General features: G+C 47.3%; 22 protein-coding genes. 12 read left to right on the top strand and 10 right to left on the bottom strand.

Annotation, left to right across the window (positions count from 1 at the left end):
• Nucleotides 1-94: 94 nt before the first annotated feature.
• Both EL268_RS18290 and EL268_RS18285 read right to left on the bottom strand, forming a co-directional pair.
• The gene (locus EL268_RS18290) at nucleotides 95-337 is read right to left on the bottom strand and encodes a hypothetical protein (protein ID WP_106652836.1); all 243 of its coding nucleotides are present in this window, start codon (nucleotides 335-337) and stop codon (nucleotides 95-97) included.
• A gap of 64 nt (nucleotides 338-401) precedes the next feature.
• Entirely contained in the window at nucleotides 402-845 is a 444-nt protein-coding gene (locus EL268_RS18285) for a DUF2621 domain-containing protein (RefSeq protein WP_106652837.1), read from the bottom strand.
• A gap of 167 nt (nucleotides 846-1,012) precedes the next feature.
• Between EL268_RS18285 and EL268_RS18280 the strand changes: the two genes are divergently transcribed.
• From EL268_RS18280 to EL268_RS18270, 3 genes are all read left to right on the top strand, one after another.
• Complete coding sequence (locus EL268_RS18280; RefSeq protein WP_012685928.1) at nucleotides 1,013-1,387, top strand: hypothetical protein; 375 nt, start codon at nucleotides 1,013-1,015, stop codon at nucleotides 1,385-1,387.
• A 71-nt stretch (nucleotides 1,388-1,458) separates the two neighbouring features.
• Nucleotides 1,459-2,418, top strand: coding sequence for a tetratricopeptide repeat protein (locus EL268_RS18275; RefSeq protein ID WP_106652838.1), 960 nt, complete (start codon nucleotides 1,459-1,461; stop codon nucleotides 2,416-2,418).
• A 68-nt stretch (nucleotides 2,419-2,486) separates the two neighbouring features.
• The gene (locus tag EL268_RS18270) at nucleotides 2,487-2,873 is read left to right on the top strand and encodes a VOC family protein (protein ID WP_106652839.1); all 387 of its coding nucleotides are present in this window, start codon (nucleotides 2,487-2,489) and stop codon (nucleotides 2,871-2,873) included.
• Between the two features lie 80 nt (nucleotides 2,874-2,953).
• Here the strand turns inward: EL268_RS18270 and EL268_RS18265 are convergent, their stop codons facing one another.
• From EL268_RS18265 to EL268_RS18255, 3 genes are read right to left on the bottom strand one after another with little or no spacing between them, the layout of a single operon-like run.
• The gene (locus EL268_RS18265) at nucleotides 2,954-3,760 is read right to left on the bottom strand and encodes an ABC transporter permease (protein ID WP_106652840.1); all 807 of its coding nucleotides are present in this window, start codon (nucleotides 3,758-3,760) and stop codon (nucleotides 2,954-2,956) included.
• The gene (locus EL268_RS18260; RefSeq protein WP_106652841.1) at nucleotides 3,741-4,544 is read right to left on the bottom strand and encodes an ABC transporter ATP-binding protein; all 804 of its coding nucleotides are present in this window, start codon (nucleotides 4,542-4,544) and stop codon (nucleotides 3,741-3,743) included. The genes EL268_RS18265 and EL268_RS18260 overlap by 20 nt, the downstream gene beginning before the upstream one ends.
• A 6-nt stretch (nucleotides 4,545-4,550) precedes the next feature.
• A complete protein-coding gene (locus EL268_RS18255) occupies nucleotides 4,551-5,543 on the bottom strand; it encodes an ABC transporter substrate-binding protein (RefSeq protein WP_106652842.1) in 993 nt (330 codons plus the stop codon).
• A 126-nt stretch (nucleotides 5,544-5,669) separates the two neighbouring features.
• Here EL268_RS18255 and rnz point away from each other — a divergent pair, with 126 nt between their 5' ends.
• The 4 genes from rnz to EL268_RS18235 all read left to right on the top strand — a co-directional run bounded on the left by rnz (nucleotide 5,670) and on the right by EL268_RS18235 (nucleotide 7,796).
• Nucleotides 5,670-6,620, top strand: coding sequence for a ribonuclease Z (rnz, locus tag EL268_RS18250; RefSeq protein ID WP_106652843.1), 951 nt, complete (start codon nucleotides 5,670-5,672; stop codon nucleotides 6,618-6,620).
• A 49-nt stretch (nucleotides 6,621-6,669) separates the two neighbouring features.
• A complete protein-coding gene (locus EL268_RS18245; RefSeq protein ID WP_106652844.1) occupies nucleotides 6,670-6,894 on the top strand; it encodes a hypothetical protein in 225 nt (74 codons plus the stop codon).
• A 27-nt stretch (nucleotides 6,895-6,921) separates the two neighbouring features.
• Complete coding sequence (locus tag EL268_RS18240; protein WP_106652845.1) at nucleotides 6,922-7,578, top strand: YczE/YyaS/YitT family protein; 657 nt, start codon at nucleotides 6,922-6,924, stop codon at nucleotides 7,576-7,578.
• 128 nt (nucleotides 7,579-7,706) lie between these two features.
• Nucleotides 7,707-7,796: a YjcZ family sporulation protein gene (locus EL268_RS18235; protein WP_106652846.1), complete on the top strand. Its 90-nt coding sequence runs from the start codon at nucleotides 7,707-7,709 to the stop codon at nucleotides 7,794-7,796.
• Nucleotides 7,797-7,906: 110 nt separating this feature from the next.
• On the opposite strand, the gene EL268_RS18230 is transcribed toward EL268_RS18235, so the two are convergent.
• A complete protein-coding gene (locus EL268_RS18230) occupies nucleotides 7,907-8,179 on the bottom strand; it encodes a stage VI sporulation protein F (protein WP_106652847.1) in 273 nt (90 codons plus the stop codon).
• Nucleotides 8,180-8,366: 187 nt separating this feature from the next.
• On the opposite strand from EL268_RS18230, the gene EL268_RS18225 reads away from it, so the two are divergent.
• Nucleotides 8,367-9,287, top strand: coding sequence for a S8 family peptidase (locus EL268_RS18225; RefSeq protein ID WP_106652848.1), 921 nt, complete (start codon nucleotides 8,367-8,369; stop codon nucleotides 9,285-9,287).
• Between the two features lie 68 nt (nucleotides 9,288-9,355).
• Here EL268_RS18225 and EL268_RS18220 read toward each other — a convergent pair whose 3' ends face one another.
• Nucleotides 9,356-9,682 (bottom strand): hypothetical protein, encoded by a 327-nt coding sequence (locus EL268_RS18220; RefSeq protein WP_106652849.1) that lies wholly within the window; start codon nucleotides 9,680-9,682, stop codon nucleotides 9,356-9,358.
• Nucleotides 9,683-9,751: 69 nt separating this feature from the next.
• Between EL268_RS18220 and EL268_RS18215 the strand changes: the two genes are divergently transcribed.
• Together EL268_RS18215 and EL268_RS18210 are read left to right on the top strand one after the other, a co-directional pair.
• Nucleotides 9,752-10,204, top strand: coding sequence for a YaiI/YqxD family protein (locus EL268_RS18215; RefSeq protein WP_106652850.1), 453 nt, complete (start codon nucleotides 9,752-9,754; stop codon nucleotides 10,202-10,204).
• Nucleotides 10,201-10,869, top strand: a complete 669-nt coding sequence (locus tag EL268_RS18210) for a phosphatase PAP2 family protein (RefSeq protein ID WP_106652851.1) — start codon at nucleotides 10,201-10,203, stop codon at nucleotides 10,867-10,869. Before EL268_RS18215 ends, EL268_RS18210 begins: the two co-directional genes overlap by 4 nt.
• A 7-nt stretch (nucleotides 10,870-10,876) precedes the next feature.
• Here the strand turns inward: EL268_RS18210 and EL268_RS18205 are convergent, their stop codons facing one another.
• Nucleotides 10,877-11,758 (bottom strand): LysR family transcriptional regulator, encoded by an 882-nt coding sequence (locus EL268_RS18205; protein WP_017247917.1) that lies wholly within the window; start codon nucleotides 11,756-11,758, stop codon nucleotides 10,877-10,879.
• Between the two features lie 134 nt (nucleotides 11,759-11,892).
• On the opposite strand from EL268_RS18205, the gene EL268_RS18200 reads away from it, so the two are divergent.
• On the top strand, nucleotides 11,893-13,110 hold the full coding sequence (locus tag EL268_RS18200; protein WP_174769415.1) for an MDR family MFS transporter: 1,218 nt from the start codon (nucleotides 11,893-11,895) through the stop codon (nucleotides 13,108-13,110).
• A 283-nt stretch (nucleotides 13,111-13,393) separates the two neighbouring features.
• On the opposite strand, the gene EL268_RS18195 is transcribed toward EL268_RS18200, so the two are convergent.
• Together EL268_RS18195 and EL268_RS18190 are read right to left on the bottom strand one after the other, a co-directional pair.
• On the bottom strand, nucleotides 13,394-14,782 hold the full coding sequence (locus EL268_RS18195) for an amino acid permease (protein WP_106652852.1): 1,389 nt from the start codon (nucleotides 14,780-14,782) through the stop codon (nucleotides 13,394-13,396).
• A gap of 401 nt (nucleotides 14,783-15,183) precedes the next feature.
• The gene (locus EL268_RS18190; protein ID WP_106652853.1) at nucleotides 15,184-16,602 is read right to left on the bottom strand and encodes a sigma-54 interaction domain-containing protein; all 1,419 of its coding nucleotides are present in this window, start codon (nucleotides 16,600-16,602) and stop codon (nucleotides 15,184-15,186) included.
• 196 nt (nucleotides 16,603-16,798) lie between these two features.
• On the opposite strand from EL268_RS18190, the gene EL268_RS18185 reads away from it, so the two are divergent.
• Nucleotides 16,799-18,010 carry an ornithine--oxo-acid transaminase gene (locus tag EL268_RS18185; protein ID WP_106652854.1) on the top strand — a complete coding sequence of 404 codons (1,212 nt, stop codon included), beginning with the start codon at nucleotides 16,799-16,801 and terminating at the stop codon, nucleotides 18,008-18,010.
• Nucleotides 18,011-18,085 lie beyond the last annotated feature (75 nt).

The raw sequence follows: 18,085 nt of genomic DNA, 5'->3' as shown, positions 1-18,085 counted from the left end.
TTTTAGAACAGTTGTTTTAAAAAATCCGAACTTCGATTTTTCCACACAAAAAAGACACTCAAACGAGTTTGAGTGCCTTCTCAATTTAATACCGTTAGCTGCTAAAAAATCCACTATGGCTGGAATATTTGCGACGATAGTGACGATGCCCGTATGTTCGATGCCCCATCTTCCATAAAGGCCGATATCGGTAATCACTGCTGCTATACTTGCGATAGCCACGTCCGGTCATTTTCCACAAGAACCGGGCGCCTTTCTTAAAGAGGACCGCCACAATAACAATCGCAACGATCAAAATAACGAAACCGATCCCCAAAATCGTGAGTAGGACTGACATCCACATCGTCTCCTTGCCAAAAAGGTCTTACCTTTTTTACGGATGACCCCACAGGAAGTTTCAATTACCCCTCGGCATTCAAATATTTCTCATAAGGCGTGTAGTCGATTTCTTTGGATTTCAGGTGGGCAATGAGCCATTTGTGGTCACGTTTGGGGGTTGCTACGATGTACCCTTTTACAATCAAATCTGTTGTAATGATGGTTGCTTTCTCTTCCAGCGCGATCTGGCCGATTTTCGCTGCGATGGAACGTCTCGCAACATCACGAAACAACTGTGGCACAGGATCAACCAATTCATTGAGCAAAGTCAGACCCTCATCTGTCCAGAGTGAACGTGTCTGATCAATGTAATGATCCTGCCAATCCAAGTCAGATTTTCCGTCTTGCTTGGGCATGGACTTGAGAAATTTGCGGAACATGAAATACCCGCCAATCGCCATAAGACTTACGAGAACAATGGTCCAGCCAACGATAAACAGGGAAAACCCTGTAGACATTTCACCCATACCTTGTACACCTCATTACCAATATCCATTCACTAGTAAAAATTGTACCTTATTTTGGTTCGGGCAACAAACTTTTTGTGCGTTTGCCTATCCTTGGGGTTTGCTCTTCCCAAGAACACATACAATTTAGTATGATTAGAATTAATCTTTATTGGGAGTTGACGCTCATGTTCAAGCTTGGACAACGCGTCGTCATTGTAGCCGACTCCTTCGAGCAAGGTTTGCCTTTGGGTGAATACGGTTACCTGATTGCTCGTGACCGCAATCCGGACAGCGCATTTTCCTGGGTTTTACGCATACCGAAAATTGATAAGCATATCGCTGTTGTAGAAGAGGATATTGCCTTGGAGGAGCAATTGCTGGAGGAAGAAGCAAATCGCATCTCGCATGAGGCTTTACTTGATTTTGCATTGGCGACAAGGAACGAAGCACTGTTTCGACAACTGATGGGCATGGAAGATGCAGAAGAGGCAAATGACGAACCCGCGAAGGAATCAATGGAGGAATTTATCCGTAAAGTAAATATCAAAGCATGGATCTAATTGGCGGTTTTCTTTGTGTGGAGAATCGTTCTTTTGAAACTTTTGTGAGGAAATGAAAGCGAGGCTGTTTCATGTCTGAATTTGTGACGTTTACCAATGAGCTTGGTCAAACCATCGATATGTCCCGAGAGGATTACCAGAAAAAAATAATTCCGCAAAATCTGGATAAGTACTGGGATGAAAAAGATAAGCTTCGCGATTTTGCGATGGAGTTGGTGAAGGGTCAATTTCATGAGCAAGCCGCTGTCGCTGCCGACAGGCTTCTCGAATTATACGGTCCAATCGAGTCTGCTCTCATTTTTCGTGCAGTGGTTCACATGCAGGCGAGAGAGTTTGAAAGCGCTAAAAAAATCCTGACAGATTGTCTGGAACGATTCCCGTCCTCAGGTACGGCTTGCACCAATTTGGCAAAAATCTTCGCGTTTGAGGGAGATGAGCCAAAAGCGTTCGAGACCCTACATACAGGTCTGCACAAAGACCCGAATCAAGAAAATGGCTTGAACATGTTTGTCGAGAGCTTCTTGCAAAGAGGGAAAAAGGATGAACTGAAAGGGCAGCTGGAGGCGCTGGCAAGTAAAGAAGGCGCTTGGAGACCACAGCTACAGCTGGCTCGTCTTGCTTTGACGGAGGAGGACCTCCTGAATGCGATGAAATGGTACACAGTAGCGATTGAAGGAGCGAAAGACCGCTTTGAGGTCGTCATGACTGTGACAGGTGAATTGGGACAAGCGGGTTATGTGTATCAGTTGATTCAGATTTGTGAAAAGTTCTGGACGCCGCATTTCCCGTATCCGTATGCAGGCTTCAACTATGCCAACGCTCTGTTGGCGACCGATCAAATGGAAAAGGCAATCCTCATCCTGCGAAATATGCAAGAGCATTTGCCAGACAACTACAAGCCTATGGTTGATCACTTCCTGAATCGAGTACCTGGAGCGCTCGAAGCAGAAGCAGCCGCTCAACAGAAAGTCGTAGAGAGCCAAATGGACGATCCGACGACGAAAAAGAGCAAGTGGAAGTTTTGGAAGTAAATCGATAGCTAGAGCGCCCGGCAATTCGCTGTCGGGCGTTTTTCTTCTGTAAAAAGGGGGACTGTGCGATGCTGCATCATGTGGAAGTGTATGTCTCTAATCTGGCGCGCTCCAAAGATTTTTGGGGCTGGTTGCTGGAGGGGGAGCTGGGCTATACGCGATATCAAGAATGGGCGAGTGGGGTAAGCTGGAAACAGAACGGTACCTATCTGGTTTTTGTCCAGGCAGAAGAGCGATTCCTCGACATTCCGTATCATCGTTGTCGTGTCGGTTTGAATCATTTGGCATTCTACGCACGGGATCGAGAACATGTGGAAAAGCTGCGGGAAGAAGCTGCTCGTCGCGGAATCTCTTTGCTTTATCAGGATCGGCATCCGCATGCTGGAGGCGAAGGGCATTACGCTTTGTTTTTCGAGGACCCAGATAGAATTAAGGTCGAGATCGTCGCCCCCTAACCTCGTCAAAACATGTTGGTCCACGAAAAAACGATGCAATCATCCCCGGTTGATGGTTGGCACCGTTTTTTAGAAGCTATCTATTTGAACTGGCTGGTGAGCCGCCGCTCTATATAGGCTACGCCTTGATACATCAGGGTAGCGATAACCGCGATAATGGCTAAGCTCATCATGACCAGGGTGAAATTAAACACTTGAAAGCCGTATATGATCAAATACCCCAAGCCTTGCTGGGATACGAGAAACTCTCCGACGATGACGCCCACCCACGAAAGTCCGACATTCACCTTCAGCGTTGCGAGAAGGGTTGGGATGGTAGCAGGCAAAATGACGAGCGTAAAGATTTGCCGTTTGCTCCCCCCGAGTGTTTGCACGACTTTGACGTAGTTTTGATTGACTTCCTTGAAGCTGGTGTAGACGTTGATCGTGGTGATAATGACCGAGATCGCGCACCCCATCGCTATGACAGAGAGCAAACCTGGACCAAAGCCGACGATGAAAACCGGACCGAGCGCTACCTTTGGCATACTGTTGGCAATAACCAGATAAGGCTCTAGTACGCGGGAGAGAAAAGGGGACCACCATATGATCGTTGCCATGACGGTTCCTAGAATCGTTCCTAAGAGAAAGCCGATAATTGTTTCCCATACGGTCAAGCCGACATGCGGGAGAAGACTGCCATCTTGCAGCTGCAACCAAAATTGAGCCCAAATCTTGGAGGGATAGCTGAAGATGAGTGCATTAATGGTGTTTGTTCGAGCCAAGAGCTCCCATAAGCCGAGAAAAACGAGAAAGAGGAACAGTTGTGTGGAAAAGACCGAAAAGCTCATACGCTTTTCTAGCTGCAAGTAGCGACGATGGACGGATTCAATTTCCTTTGGCTGCATCAGATACTACCTCCATCTCTTTCCACACACGATGGAATAAGTCTTGGAATCCATCATGATTTCTGGCGTCGAATGGCAGAGCATCCCGAATCGGGCTGGGTACGACAATCTCGCTGTTGATGCGTCCCGGATTGCGTGAAAAGATATAAACGCGATCACCCATCGCGATTGATTCGGAAAGATCATGTGTCACAAGGACTGCCGTTTTTTTATGCCGACGCAACGTTGAAAAGATCAAGTCTTCGAGCTTGAGTTTGGTCTGGTAGTCCAATGCCGAAAATGGTTCGTCAAGCAACAGCACATCAGGTTGACAGGCGAGTGTTCGGACGAGTGCAACCCGTTGCCGCATGCCGCCTGACAGCTGCATGGGAGAGGATTTGCGCACATCAGACAATTCCATTTCATCCAGCAGATGCAGGGCGTACTCTTCTGTTTCTTTCGTACGGATGCCTTGGATATCGAGTCCGAGAAACACGTTGTCTTCGATGGAGCGCCAGTTGAACAAATAATCCTGCTGAAGCATGTAGCCTACTTGCCTAGACGTTCCGTTGACTTCTTTTCCGTCGATCCACACCTTGCCTGCTGTCGGTTTCTCAAGCCCTGCAATGAGTGAGAGCAGCGTCGTCTTTCCACAACCGCTGGGACCAACCAGACAAATGAATTCGCCTTCCTCCACGCGCAGGTTAATGTCTTGGACCGCCATGAACGCCCTGGTCGTGGATAAATAAAGATGGGTCACGTGGCCGAGTTCTATTTTTGCCGGCGTAGAAGAAATCTGCTTCATGACGGCCTATTTCCCTTCCTTGGATTGGGTAGCAAAAGTGGTGTTTACGAGCTTGGTGTAATCAGCGCGTTGCTTTAACTCACCAGCGGAATCCATAATATCTTGTAGCTGGTTCCATTCCTTTTCGTCCAGAATGGGATCTGTCGCATAGGAGCCTTGTTCCAGGTAACGCTGTACAGCAGTTTCCAGAATCTTTGGTTCGATTTGCTCGAAGTACTTGCCAATCACATCAGCCGTTTCTTTTGCACTGTGGCTGGCAACCCACTGTTGCCCTTTGTAGACCGCATTGGTAAACTTTTGGATAGCTGCTGCGTTACTGTCTATATAGCTTTGTTTTGTCATAAAGACGGTGTAGGGAACGGTTCCGCTCTCTTTGCCAAAAGAGGCGACGACATGGCCGATTCCTTCCTGTTCAAAGCGGGAGGCTTCCGGTTCAAACAGCTGTACATACTCTCCAGTACCAGATGCGAAGGAAGACGCAATATTTTTGAATTCGATATTCTGAATCAGTTCCAGGTCGCCTTGCGGATTGATATTGTGCTTTTTGAGTACATACTCTCCGACCATTTGCGGCATGCCGCCTTTGCGTTGACCCAAGAAGACACTGCCCTTTAGCTTGTCGAAAGTAAAGTCATCCATTTTGGTGCGGGAAACGAGGAAGGTACCGTCCGTCTGCGTGAGCTGCGCAAAGTTGACAACTGGATCAGCAGCACCTTGCTGAGAGACGTATATGCTGGTCTCGGAGCCGACGAGCGCGACCTCGATACCGCCAGATAACAGAGCCGACATCACTTTATCTCCGCCGGGAATGGTTGAGAGCTCCACTTCCAGTCCTTCTTCCTTGAAAAATCCTTTTTCAAGTGCGACATATTGCGGGGCGTAAAACAAAGAACGAGTCACTTCACCAATTCTTATTTTTTCGGGAGTGCTGGAGCAGCCAGTCAATACAGCCGTCATAGCGAGAAAAGCGGCCAGCCCCAGCGCCAAAAATCGTTTCATGATTAGGAGTCCCTCCTTGCTAGGCTTTGTATGTTGTAGGCTATGCGCCCAGACAAAAAAGGGTGAATGCCTAGAGATAGAGACAGGCACATGATGAGGGAAGGCCACAAAGGAGATGGACATAGCGTGATCGTTACATTTTTAGGCACCGGATCAGGTGCACCCACTACGCGAAGAAACGTAAGTGGGATAGGCTTGCGATTTATACAGGCAGGCAAATGGTGGTTGTTTGACTGCGGTGAGGGGACTCAACACCAGCTACTCCGAGCACCGATGAAAATTAGTCAATTGGATAAAATCTTTATCACCCATCTGCATGGGGATCATCTGTACGGACTGATCGGACTGCTTGCGAGCCGGTCTTTGCGCAATACCGAACCGACTCCGTTAGAGCTGTACGGACCACCGGGACTCGACCGATATTTTCGAGCTGTCATGGAGGCAAGTCCGGTTCATTTGCAATATCCATTGGAAATAAAAATCGTCAGTGAGGGCGTAATCTACGAGGACGAAGAGATCGTGGTGAGCTGTCGAATGGCGAAGCATCGCGTGCCTTCGTTTGCTTATGCCGTGATGGAAAAGGAAAAGACAGGAGCATTTCAAGTAGAACTGGCAAAGCAGGCCGGGGTGCCGTCAGGGCCGTTATTTGGAGTCTTGAAGAGAGGAGAACAGGTCACGCTCGAGGATGGTCGTGTTCTGGACGGGAAGGACTTCGTTGGAGAGCCGCAGCCAGGACGCAAAATCGTCTTCAGTGGAGATACGGAGCCGAGCCAAGCTGTTTTGGAGCTGGCAAAAGGGGCAGATTTGCTCGTTCACGAAGCGACCTACGCCCATCACGACAAGGAGCTGGCGATCAGAAGCGGACATTCCACAGCACGCGAGGCGGCTCAAATTGCCAAAGAAGCGGGCGTGAAAGAACTGTGTCTGACTCACTTCAGTCCGCGTTATGAAGATGAAGAGGGAGATTTTTCGATGGAGGATTTGTTGGCAGAGGCGCAGCAAATTTTTCCGGCGACTCAATTGGCAGATGATCTTGGCAGCATTTCTGTAAAGCGAGAGAGAAACAATGGGAGATAGCCATAATCCCTGCTATAATGAATGATTACGATGGAGGAGGTGGGGGAGCATGAAGAGGATTACCTTTGCTACACCAGAAGAACTTATTCAACATTGTCAATCGGAAGAAGTCAGTCTCGTCGTCGAATATCGAGACGATGTGAACAAGCAGCGCCAGGTCATTTTGACGGGAGAGCAGCTTGCAGATGCACAGACCTACCTGAACTTCTCCAAATCCGAAGCGTATTACCGGAAGGACGGGCTTTTTTACGAAGTCATTGCAGGCTGGAAGTAAAAACACATCGTCAGGAGATGAGTAGTCGTGTCTGGCAGAGGGTTCAACAGGTCGATCGCAGTACGCTACATGATGTTTGTACTAGGCTTGTTCGTCGGTGCATTTGGTACGGTACTGGCCATTAAAGCAAACCTCGGCGTAGCGCCTTGGGAAACCTTTCACATTGGCTTGCAAAAAACATTTGGATTAACGATTGGCCTATGGTCTCAGATCGTAGGAGTCGTTGTCATTTTCGCCACTTATTTGGTGGCAAAAATGAAGCCTAATTTTGGAATGTTCTTAAATATGATTTGCTTTGGCGTTTTTCTCGATCTTATTTTATGGTTGGATTTTATTCCTGAGCTGCAATCAATCTGGGCGAGGCTCTTGATGTTTCTCGCAGGTGTTGTTGTTTTGGGTGTCGGGATCGGGATGTATTTGTCTCCTTCTCTTGGGGCAGGTCCGCGCGACAGCTTCATGCTGGCGATGAACGAGCGACTTGGCTGGAGTATCCAGCGAGTCCGACTCATCATAGAAGTAACCGTACTGCTTGCAGGCGCCGCTTTGGGTGGACCTGTGTCAATCGGTACGATATTGATAGCGCTGTTAACGGGACCGATGATTCAACGGACGATTCCGTTTTGGCGTCAAGTCATGAAAAAGCAGTATGGACTGCCAGCGCCAGTGGAAAGACAAGCGAGCTAATCTCCTTTCAATTTGCCAGTAATTGTGTAAAAAACCGGGAAAAACGGTCTTGTATAGGCGATGGTCCAATCAACCTTGAGCATTCGCACATACAGTATGACTAGTTGCTGGCAAAGGAGGGAAAGCGAATGAGTCTGTTCAACGGAGGATTTGACGACTTTGCTTTAATACTGGTGTTGTTCGTATTGCTCGTTATCGTTGCTTGCGCTTGCGATTAACGAAAATACCAAGCATTAGCTTCGCCAGGAGGGAGAGCGATTTTTCGCTCTCTTTTTTGTTTTGTAAAAAAGGCTTCGCCAAAGAGGGCGAAGCCAAAAGGATACCTATCTTATCCGAGGCGATCATGCACTTGTTTTTTTACACTGGACATTTGCTGGTCGGATAATTTGACGCCGACGGCCTTGCTGACTTTTTTAATCAGCTCGCTTAATTTCTTGTCATCCTTCAAGTCTTTCATGGAGAAGTTTTTTGCCAGCGATCGAACATCGCCCATTGTCCATTTTTTCTTGCTTTTCTTGTTGATGGATTTCAACAAGTCACGCGGACTGCCCTTCGCTTTGAGCTTGACTTTTGAACTTGCTTTTCCTTTTGCTTTTGCCATGATGATTCGCTCCTTTCAAAGGAATACGCCTGCCCTATGCAGTTATATGGAAAAGCAAGGGAGTTCGCTTGGACAGATTCACACGGCTATTCGCCTATTTTGCTCAACGTTGTGCAATGGCCCAAACCCATAGAGGGAGCCGTGACATAGGATGAGTCAGAACGACGCATGACAGGAGGCTAGTGGGTTGAAAATTGTCAGCTTTCATCGGGATACGCCGTTTACCGAGATACTGTCAGATTTGAAAACCAAGGTTCTGACCAAAACCGAGAGACTTCCATGGCGATGCTATGATGACCTTTCTTGCTTGTGTGTCAAACAAAAGATTTTTGAGCAGCATGAGGAGCTTTTTCGAAGATATAAAGCGATGGTGGAAGAGAACATTACCGTAAGCGTCCATGCGGAAGGCGAGGATGAAATCCCGTGGGGCGTGCGATATGTAGGGGCACAAAGATTGTGGCGAAAGGGGCGTGGAGCAGGCGTCAAGGTCGCTGTCATCGATACGGGAATCTCCCGCGATCATTTTGATTTGAGGGACCAAATTAAGGGTGGCATCCAGCTAGTGGGCGGCAAACAAAATGGACACGGTACGCATGTCGCGGGGATCATCGTTGCCGAGATGAACCAAAGAGGAATTGTCGGAGTTTCTCCAGAGGCCCATTTGTATGACGTCCGTGCTTTTGATCATGAGGGGAAATCATCTTTGTCGACTATTTTGCAGGCCTTGCAATGGTCGATTGCCAATAAGATGGATGTTATCAATATGAGCTTTGGCATGCCTCAATATAGTGAAGCAATGGCGAGAGCAGTTGATCGGGCCCATAAGCAAGGAATCGTGTTGGTAGCTTCTGCAGGCAACGGAGGGGGAGAAGCGGAGTATCCAGCGCGGTACGATGGTGTCTTAGGTGTCAGTGCGATTGATCAAACGGGAAAATTGGCATCATTCAGTGCGAGAGGGAAGGGCGTAAATATGAAGGCACCCGGGGTTGATATTTTGTCTACGTGGCCGGGGAATCAGTTTAAAAAGCTGAATGGCACTTCGATGGCCGCCCCGCATGTAGCAGGGCTGAAGGCGTTAGAAATTGGTCGCAAGCGAAAAAAAGCATAGCGTTCCTACGAAAAAACAGCTCCGAGGCTAAACATGAAGCCAAGGAGCTGTTGCTTTTTATAAACGAATTATTGATGGGTTTTGGAGTCATGGTCTTGCTGGACACGGAACCATATATTAAGATCATTAATAACACTGGCCAATTCGTGGATCTCGCTGTTCAATTCGCAAGATCTTACGAAATTTTCTTCTTCGGACATTTGTTTGGTTTTCTCAATGATAACCTTCTCTACCCGGTGTATTTGATCCGGAATGGTCGCGCGGATTTCTTCCCATTCCAGCAACATGTCCGCTCTTTCTACATTCGAATAATCTTCCCATTCCAGATGCAGCACGGGAAGTCGTATACCTAGACGTTCATCATGGATAAATTGATAGCGCAAAGGTGAACTCACTCCTCTCCACCTCCATCATACCAAAAATGAATCGGTACGGGGAGAGAAATACACACGAAAGGAGCAACCATGTCAAAAGGACGTGTTCTTATCGATGCGGATGCTTGTCCGCGCCAGGCTCTCTTAACTGCCCAAGCATTGTGCAAAGAGCTAGACTGGATCTGTTTGACCTTTGCCAGCTATAATCATCAAATCGGCAACGCAAATCATGTTACGGTAGATGCCGGACCACAAGCGGTAGATATGAAGCTGGCGAACGAAACGAGTTCAGGGGATGTCGTGGTGACGCAGGATATTGGTCTGGCAGCTCTCATTCTCGGGAAGAGAGCCTATGCTCTGACACCGCACGGGATGGTTTTTGACCCGGAACGGATTGCGTTTCATTTAGAAGAACGAAATGAAAAAGCGAGATATCGTCGCGGGGGAGGTCGTACGAAGGGGCCTGCTGCTCGCACGCGTGAAGACGATCAGCGATTTTCTGAGTCCTTGCGCTTTTTGATGGAAAGAGGAGATCAACAATGAATCAGACAACTAGAAAAAATGGATATGTACGCGGAGCCCTTACGTTTGCTGTTCTTGCTACGATCATGTTTACCCTCTATGTAGCGGGGAAAGTGGCAGGTATGGATCAAGCTGCCATCGCATTTGCGGAGTCGATTCGCTCGGATGCAGGGACTGCTTTTTTCCGTTTTGTAACCAATCTGGGTGGAGGCATGTTCCTTGTACCAGTAGCGGTGATTATGATCGTTGTCCTATACATAAAGAAATATCGTGTGGAGGCAATGTTTGTTCTCATTTCCCTTGGCGCCAGCGAAGTAGCGAATGAGCTATTAAAGAGGTTCTTTGCTCGACCTAGACCGAGTGGCGTCAATCTGATTGAGCTGCCGGAGTCTTTTTCGTTTCCGAGTGGTCATGCGATGATTGGACCAGCTTTCTATTGCATGGTCGCGTTTTGGATTGCCCAATGGTTTGCGGAGAAAAGATGGTCGTCGCTCGTGCAGCCTGCGGTTTTTATTTTCGTGGCATTGCTCGCGTTCAGCCGTGTGTACTTGGGGGTTCATTATTTGAGTGATGTGCTTACCGGCTTTTTCCTGTCGATGTGCTGGTACTTTCTCCTTCGTCTTGGCTATGAAGAATGGATGGGGAGACGAAGCACGGTCGTCGACCCCATACCGCATTCCAGGTAATCAGCAGCTAGGTGGAATACCCTAATTCACTCATTAAACTCAGCCATTTTTCTACGCTGGGTTTATTTTTTTTGTCCTTCGGCAAGACGATGTACGCCGAGCGTTTGGGAGGCTTATTGCCTGTTATGATCAGTTCCTTCAAGGTACCTGCCGCAAGCTCGGCTTTGACGGTAGAGCGCGTCAACAAGCTCACGCCGAGACCTTCTTTGATCAGATCGATGGCGAGCTCCGCTTTGTCTACTGTCAGCTTGGGTACGTAATTACGCGGCAGTGTCTGTCTAATCCACTCGTTAAAAGGAGGGCCCCAATTCATATACAGCAGCGGCAGATTGCGCAGCTCGCGCGAATCGACGTGTGTAGATGCGGCAATGGGGCTCTCTGGACAGCAAACCAAGACAATTTCATCATCCCACGTTGGAATAACGTCAAAGTTGGGCAAGGATGGGGGAACGTACACGATTCCGATTTGGATCACGTTGTCCAGCAAATACTGGATGACATCGGACGAATGCCCTGTTTTTGTGCTGATGGCAATTTGTGGATACCGATAGTGGTACTCTTTCAAGATCGGCTCGAGGGTGGATGTCCAGATCGCGTTTAGGCTGCCGATCGATAAATAGTCTTCATAAGGCTGGAGGGAAGCGACTTCATTTAGCGCTTCATGGGACAGTTTGAGGATTCTCTCTGCATACGGTAAAAGGGTTAAGCCCGCTTGGGTTATCTCAACACTTCTTTTATCACGAATGAAAAGAGGTTTGCCAACTTTTTCTTCCAGTTGCTTGATTCGCATTGTCACCGTAGACTGGACTAAGTGGAGCATTTCCGCAGCCTTGGTGAAATTTTTCGTTTGGGCCAATGTGTAGAAAGCGCGTAATTGTTCGAAGTCCATACAGTTGGAATCCCTCTTATCTAAATATTTGATTACCATATACAAAAATGTTCGTTTCCCAAATTATACCCTGTTCGCTAAGCTGGGGATATCCTTATTTCATATGGGCTATCGGGAGAGCGAGGGGTATTGGGATGAAGTGGGAATGGTGGCGAGAAACGCCCTTTTCAGTAAAGTTGCTGTTAAGCACATCTTTTATGATGAATATGGGTTTTTATGCATTAATCCCATATCTCACTTTGTATTTGACGGGCAGCATCGGCTGGACACTGGCGATGGCAGGGATCGTCCTGAGTGTCAGACAGTTCTCCCAGCAAGGTCTTGCCTTTTTAGGCGGCGTGATCGCGGATGCCTTCGGATACAAAGGGGCCATGTTCCTCGGATTGGGCGTACGTGCCGTTGGCTTTGCGATGTTCGCTTTTTGTACCGAGACGTGGCACTTTTTTGTTGCCGCGATTCTTTCCGGATTGGGTGGGGCGCTGTTTGAGCCTGCTTGTTCTGCTGCCTATGCGATTATTACACCGGAGGCTATCCGAAAAGAAGTATTCTCCCTTCGCAATGTGCTTGGTAATATTGCGGTTGTCGGTTCCCAAATCGTGGGGACAGCACTCTCGGCTATTGATTTTACGTACATTTCGTTGTTTGCAGGGGCCGTCTTCGGAGTGAATGCAATCGTGATCTTCTTTTTATTCCCACCGATTCGCGCCACGAATACACGGCATAGTATATGGGAAAGTATGTCCACGGTAGTAAAGGACAAGCTGTTTGTACGATATACCTTTATTTTGATGGGGTATTATTACTTGAATATGCAGGTGTTTTTAACGATTCCGCTGTTCGTTGAAAATGTTACACATAGCAAGGTGAATGTAGGGATCGTGCTTTCTGCGCTCTCGCTGTTTGTGATCTTATTCCAAATGAAAGTGACACAATTGCTGGAGGGTTATCAGCAAAGGCTTACCTTGATTGGCATCGGGACGTTGTTTATGAGTGTGGGACTATTTTTGTTCACGTTTGCCGATTCATTGTGGCTCATTCTCTTGGATGTGTTCCTTTTTGCACTGGGCACCATGATTGCTGTTCCGAATCTGGTGGATGTCGTTCCTCGTTTTGCTCCCAAGGACTTGGTAGGCGCCTATTACGGCTTCAACGGGTATTCGATTGCTATCGGGGGTTCATTCGGACAGGTAGCGGGAGGATGGGTGTACGATGTCGGGCTGCGCTTGCAAACGCCGTGGTTGCCGTGGACCATTTGCTTGGTCATCGGGTTTTGGGTGGCCTGGATACTGCATCGCATGGAACAACAAACCGGACAAATCGGGAATGATCTGAAGAAAATAGCTCGATCGTAAATATTTTTGGGCGAAATGAAACATTTTCCATCGTTCATACGTATATAACGATAAAGATGATTGGCGCAAGAAAGTGAGGGAATTTTATGGAAGATATGAAAAAGCTGAAGCGCATGTTGCTGGTAACGAGTTCCCTTGGATTTGCAGTCTTTGCCATGGTAGTCGTTACGGAAATTGTCCGAATCTCATTGTAGCATTGCCAAGCCTATCGCATCGCATATAAAACATGAAAAGCTTGCAGTCCCTTCTTGAAAGAGGGGGCTGCAAGCTTTTCTTTTTGAGCTTATTTTTCAAGTTTCTTTTTGAAATGGAATTGATACACGCATATCGCACCAATCATGAATGGAACTCCGCAGTACAAGGCGATGCGCTGTTCTGGATCGAATGCCAGACTCACGAGAACGAGCAAGTTCAAGATCAAGGAAATCAAAGGCAGGATGGGGTACAAAGGTGTACGGAACTTCAGATCCTCCAGCTTGCCGCCATTTTTCAGGTAATGGCGACGGAAAGCGAGCTGCGAAGCCGAGATGGAGATCCAACCCACCTGTGCGCCGAGACCAGCGATAGACAGCAATACCATGAACACTGTATCTTCTGCAAAAATACCGGACAGAAGAGACAAGAGAGCAATTGCAAACGTAATCAACAAAGCGTTCATCGGAATCCCTTTTCCATTTACAGCCCCAAGCTTTTTCGAAGCCATTCCTTCTTTGGATAGGGAGTAAAGCATACGAGTTGCTGCGTACAAACCGGAGTTGCCAACAGACAGAAGTGCAGTCAGGACAACGAAGTTCATAATGTCAGCCGCATAAGGAATTCCAATGCTGTCAAATACCATGACGAAAGGACTTTCAATCACACCCGCCTGTTGGTGTGGGATCATTGCTGCCACAATGGCAATTGCCAGAATGAAGAAAACGAGTGTGCGCCAAACTGTGTTTCGAATGGCTTTCGGGATAGTCTTCTCTGGATTCTCACTTTCTCCTGCGGCAATCCCGATCAGCTCGGTACCTTGAAAGGAGAAGTTCACGGTTATCATCGTCATCAACAAGCCTGTAATCCCCAAGGGGAGAAGCGGGCTTTCAGTAAAGTTGGAGAACATGGGAGCAGGTTGACCGTTTTTCAGATCGATCAAGCCAAACATCGCAACTCCACCCAAAATGATAAACAGAATGATAGCGCTTACCTTAATGCTAGAAAACCAGAACTCGGATTCACCAAACGCTCGAGCCGACAAGGCATTTAACAAAAAGAGCACTGCACCGAAGATCGCGCACCACATCCATACGGGTGAGTCAGGGAACCATCGTTGCATCAGCAATCCTGATGACAACAGCTCTAAAGCAACGGTCACGGCCCAACCAAGCCAATACAACCAGCCTACACCAAACCCAAGTGCGGGGCTAACAAAGCGGGTCATATATGTTTGGAACGAACCGGCCACTGGCATGGCAACTGTCAGCTCGCCCAGACATAGCATAGTCAGGTACATGATAAAGCCGCCGACTAAATAGGAAATAATGGCACCAACTGGTCCTGCCTGACTAATTGTATAACCTGATCCGAGAAATAACCCGGTTCCGATTACGCCGCCAAGAGAAATCATAAAGAGGTGTCTGCTGTTCATCGTTCGTTTCAATTGATTGTGCTGTTCCATGTTGCTTTGGGACATATAACCCTCTCCTTCACGCGAGTATGTTAAATGGATGTATGCGTTTTCAGGCGCGATAGCGATATATGCTCTGCAAGAATGATACCAAATGAAATAATTTATGAAAATAATATTTTTCAGGTATATACTGGAAAAAAGCGCAAAATGATTCGGCAGTAGATGCAAAATAATTAAAAAAACGCCAAATCTCTTGGCGTTTATTAAAATTGATAAGGTAATAACTGGACTAGCAATTTATAAAAGGTAACGATGAACCGTCAAAGCTGGCGAGAAGAAAAGCGCAGGGCTCGTAGACCTTGACAACGCCTACCCAGTCGGAATTTCAAAAAGGGGACCACGCTTGTCGAACACTTCTTCTCCACTATGTTGACTCAAACCAGAACGCTTTTAATTTGTATACCCTATCCTTTAATCCCCAGCTTACGCAAACGATATTGCAAGCTTTGACGACTGATTTGCAATTCCTTGGCTGCTCGTGAAATATTTCCGTTATAGCGTTCCACAACATGGTGAATATATGCTGTTTCAAATTCTTGCATGGTTTCCTTCAGCGGCTTTCCTTCGTCCACAAAAGGCAACGTGTGAGGGGAGGGTTGTTCGACTGTCACGGAACCAGCTGGCATACGACGCAAAAAGTGCAAGGGCAAGTGTTCATAGCGGATGGTTGATTCGTCAATCATCAGATTCATGGCCCCCTCAATCAAGTGCTGAAGTTCACGCACATTGCCAGGCCAGTCATGCTGGATAAAAAATTGCAGAACCTCGTCACTGATGCCTCTTACTTCCATTTGGAACAGGTCGTTGTACTTTTCGATAAAATGGCTGACCAGCATCGGAATATCTTCCTTCCGTTCCCGAAGCGGGGGAAGAAATAACGTGACGACTCCGAGACGATAGTACAGGTCTTTTCGCAAATGCGAATTGGCAATTGCCTCAACAGGATCTTCATTGATAGCCGCAATGATTCGTACATCGATCGACCGATCCTTTGTGTCACCAATACGTCTAATCGACTTCTCTTGCAGAGCACGCAACAATTTTGCCTGTAGTGGCATACTAAGCGAGTTGATTTCGTCGAGAAAAAGTGTTCCGCCTTCCGCTTGCTCAAACAATCCAGGTCGCTCTACTGCGCCGGTAAATGCTCCGCGAGCAGTTCCAAACAAAAGCCCTTCAATTAGGCTATCTGGAAGCGCAGCGCAGTTTTGTGAAATAAGGGGACCAGATGCACGCAGACTGGCATTATGAATGCTTTGCACGAACAGCTCTTTCCCGGCACCAGTTTCACCGACTACCAATACGGATGAGGAGGTGCGTGCTGCGCGTTTGGCATTCTCTATGACATCGAGAATAGGACCACTTCTTCCGATAATGTGCTCGAATGTGTAGCGTGACCCGTTTTTTTGCAGCAGGTTTTCTCTGATCAATCGTTCCATTTTGGTGACATCATTCGCGATTTCCATTGCACCGATGATCTTGCCATTTTCAATGATGGGGTACGTATTGTTGATGGTTGAAATTTCTTTTTGCTTGTCATTGAAATACGTTTGGCGTGTATTGCGAATGCTATTTCCGGTACGCAAGCATGTGAGCAAGGTACTTTCCTGTCCAGACGGGAACTGAAAAACCTCTGCCAAAGGTTTGTGCAAAACGTCTTGTCTGGTCATCGATTCCAGCTCGGTCATTTTGGAATTGTAGACAATCGTTGTCCCGTCTGAATCGATGACATGTACACCTTCATTCATTCTGTCCAAAATATGTTCATAAATGCGCAAGAAAGTGTCAGCTGAAGAATTATGCGTAGAAGACGACACGGTGGTCACCAGCCTTTCCTTATGAGGGTATCATAGCATAAAGGGAATGAGTGCAAAAACATTATGCACTGCAAAAGAATATGAATGCGAGATGCAAAATTATTTTGCTTATCTGATCGGATTGGATCGGCTTTGTGGGGTTTTCCTGTTTGGCATCGTTCTTGCTAGATAATTTTAGCAAGTGATCTTGAAGGAGGCTAACGACATGAGTAAAACAAACGTGGTTATTGAACAAACAGAAAAATTTGGTGCGCACAACTATCATCCGCTACCGATCGTTATTTCCAAAGCAGAAGGCGTATGGGTACACGATCCGGAAGGCAATAAATATCTGGATATGCTGAGTGCATATTCTGCGCTGAACCAAGGGCATCGTCATCCACGTATCATCCAAGCTCTGAAAGATCAAGCCGATAAAGTAACGCTCACTTCCCGAGCTTTTTACAATGACCAACTGGGTGAATTCTACGAAAAACTCTCTGCGGTGACAGGAAAAGAAATGATCCTGCCAATGAACACAGGTGCAGAAGCAGTTGAGACGGCACTCAAAGCGGTTCGTCGCTGGGCTTATGACGTGAAAAAAGTACCAGAGAACCAAGCAGAGATCATCGTATGTGAAGGCAACTTCCATGGTCGTACTGTCACTGTAACTTCCTTCTCTTCAGCAGAAGAGTACAGACGTGGCTTTGGACCATTCACACCTGGTTTCAAAATCATTCCTTATGGCGATATCGAAGCGCTTAAGCAAGCGATTACACCGAATACAGCAGCATTCATGCTGGAGCCGATCCAAGGCGAAGCAGGGATCATCATTCCGCAAGAGGGCTTCTTGAAGCAGGCACAAGAGGTATGTAAAGCAAACAATGTACTCTTGGTCAGCGATGAGATCCAAACGGGCTTCGGTCGCACAGGTAAAATGTTTGCCAGCGATTGGGAAGATGTAGTACCAGACATGTACATCATGGGGAAAGCTCTTGGTGGTGGCGTGTTCCCGATTTCCGCAGTAGCAGCGGATAAAGAAATCTTGAGTGTATTTGAGCCAGGCTCCCACGGTTCTACCTTTGGCGGAAATCCACTTGGATGTGCGGTTGCCATTGCAGCTATGGATGTATTGGCTGACGAAGGTCTTGTACAGCGCTCCCTGGAAATGGGCGCATACTTCATGGACAAATTGAAAGAAATCAACAACCCGATCATCAAGGAAATTCGCGGTCGCGGTCTGTTCATTGGCTTGGAGCTGACAACAGCGGCTCGTCCATATTGCGAAAAACTAAAAGAACTGGGACTCCTGTGCAAAGAGACACATGAGACGACCATTCGCTTTGCACCACCACTCGTCATCAGCAAAGAAGACCTGGATTGGGCAATTGATCGCATTAAGCAAGTTCTGCACGTGACAGAAGCTGCAAACGCATAAAAGCAACTAAGAAAGCCATCCTGTACAGGGTGGCTTTTTTTCATGAGGGGGTTATTATGACAGAATAGTCCTATC

Origin of the sequence: Brevibacillus brevis, from assembly GCF_900637055.1 — a bacterium.
In the GTDB taxonomy this organism is placed as follows: Bacteria; Bacillota; Bacilli; order Brevibacillales; family Brevibacillaceae; genus Brevibacillus; species Brevibacillus brevis.
The sequence above is the reverse complement of the archived record's forward strand: the minus strand, read 5'-3'. Positions and strand labels throughout refer to the sequence as shown.

Bases quoted from the DNA above. Each gene is read 5' to 3' on its own strand.
- EL268_RS18290 (WP_106652836.1), bottom strand. From the start codon at position 337: ATGTCAGTCCTACTCACGATTTTGGGGATCGGTTTCGTTATTTTGATC.
- EL268_RS18285 (WP_106652837.1), bottom strand. From the start codon at position 845: ATGGGTGAAATGTCTACAGGGTTTTCCCTGTTTATCGTTGGCTGGACC.
- EL268_RS18280 (WP_012685928.1), top strand. From the start codon at position 1,013: ATGTTCAAGCTTGGACAACGCGTCGTCATTGTAGCCGACTCCTTCGAG.
- EL268_RS18275 (WP_106652838.1), top strand. From the start codon at position 1,459: ATGTCTGAATTTGTGACGTTTACCAATGAGCTTGGTCAAACCATCGAT.
- EL268_RS18270 (WP_106652839.1), top strand. From the start codon at position 2,487: ATGCTGCATCATGTGGAAGTGTATGTCTCTAATCTGGCGCGCTCCAAA.
- EL268_RS18265 (WP_106652840.1), bottom strand. From the start codon at position 3,760: ATGCAGCCAAAGGAAATTGAATCCGTCCATCGTCGCTACTTGCAGCTA.
- EL268_RS18260 (WP_106652841.1), bottom strand. From the start codon at position 4,544: ATGAAGCAGATTTCTTCTACGCCGGCAAAAATAGAACTCGGCCACGTG.
- EL268_RS18255 (WP_106652842.1), bottom strand. From the start codon at position 5,543: ATGAAACGATTTTTGGCGCTGGGGCTGGCCGCTTTTCTCGCTATGACG.
- EL268_RS18245 (WP_106652844.1), top strand. From the start codon at position 6,670: ATGAAGAGGATTACCTTTGCTACACCAGAAGAACTTATTCAACATTGT.
- EL268_RS18235 (WP_106652846.1), top strand. From the start codon at position 7,707: ATGAGTCTGTTCAACGGAGGATTTGACGACTTTGCTTTAATACTGGTG.
- EL268_RS18230 (WP_106652847.1), bottom strand. From the start codon at position 8,179: ATGGCAAAAGCAAAAGGAAAAGCAAGTTCAAAAGTCAAGCTCAAAGCG.
- EL268_RS18215 (WP_106652850.1), top strand. From the start codon at position 9,752: ATGTCAAAAGGACGTGTTCTTATCGATGCGGATGCTTGTCCGCGCCAG.
- EL268_RS18210 (WP_106652851.1), top strand. From the start codon at position 10,201: ATGAATCAGACAACTAGAAAAAATGGATATGTACGCGGAGCCCTTACG.
- EL268_RS18205 (WP_017247917.1), bottom strand. From the start codon at position 11,758: ATGGACTTCGAACAATTACGCGCTTTCTACACATTGGCCCAAACGAAA.
- EL268_RS18200 (WP_174769415.1), top strand. From the start codon at position 11,893: ATGAAGTGGGAATGGTGGCGAGAAACGCCCTTTTCAGTAAAGTTGCTG.
- EL268_RS18195 (WP_106652852.1), bottom strand. From the start codon at position 14,782: ATGTCCCAAAGCAACATGGAACAGCACAATCAATTGAAACGAACGATG.
- EL268_RS18185 (WP_106652854.1), top strand. From the start codon at position 16,799: ATGAGTAAAACAAACGTGGTTATTGAACAAACAGAAAAATTTGGTGCG.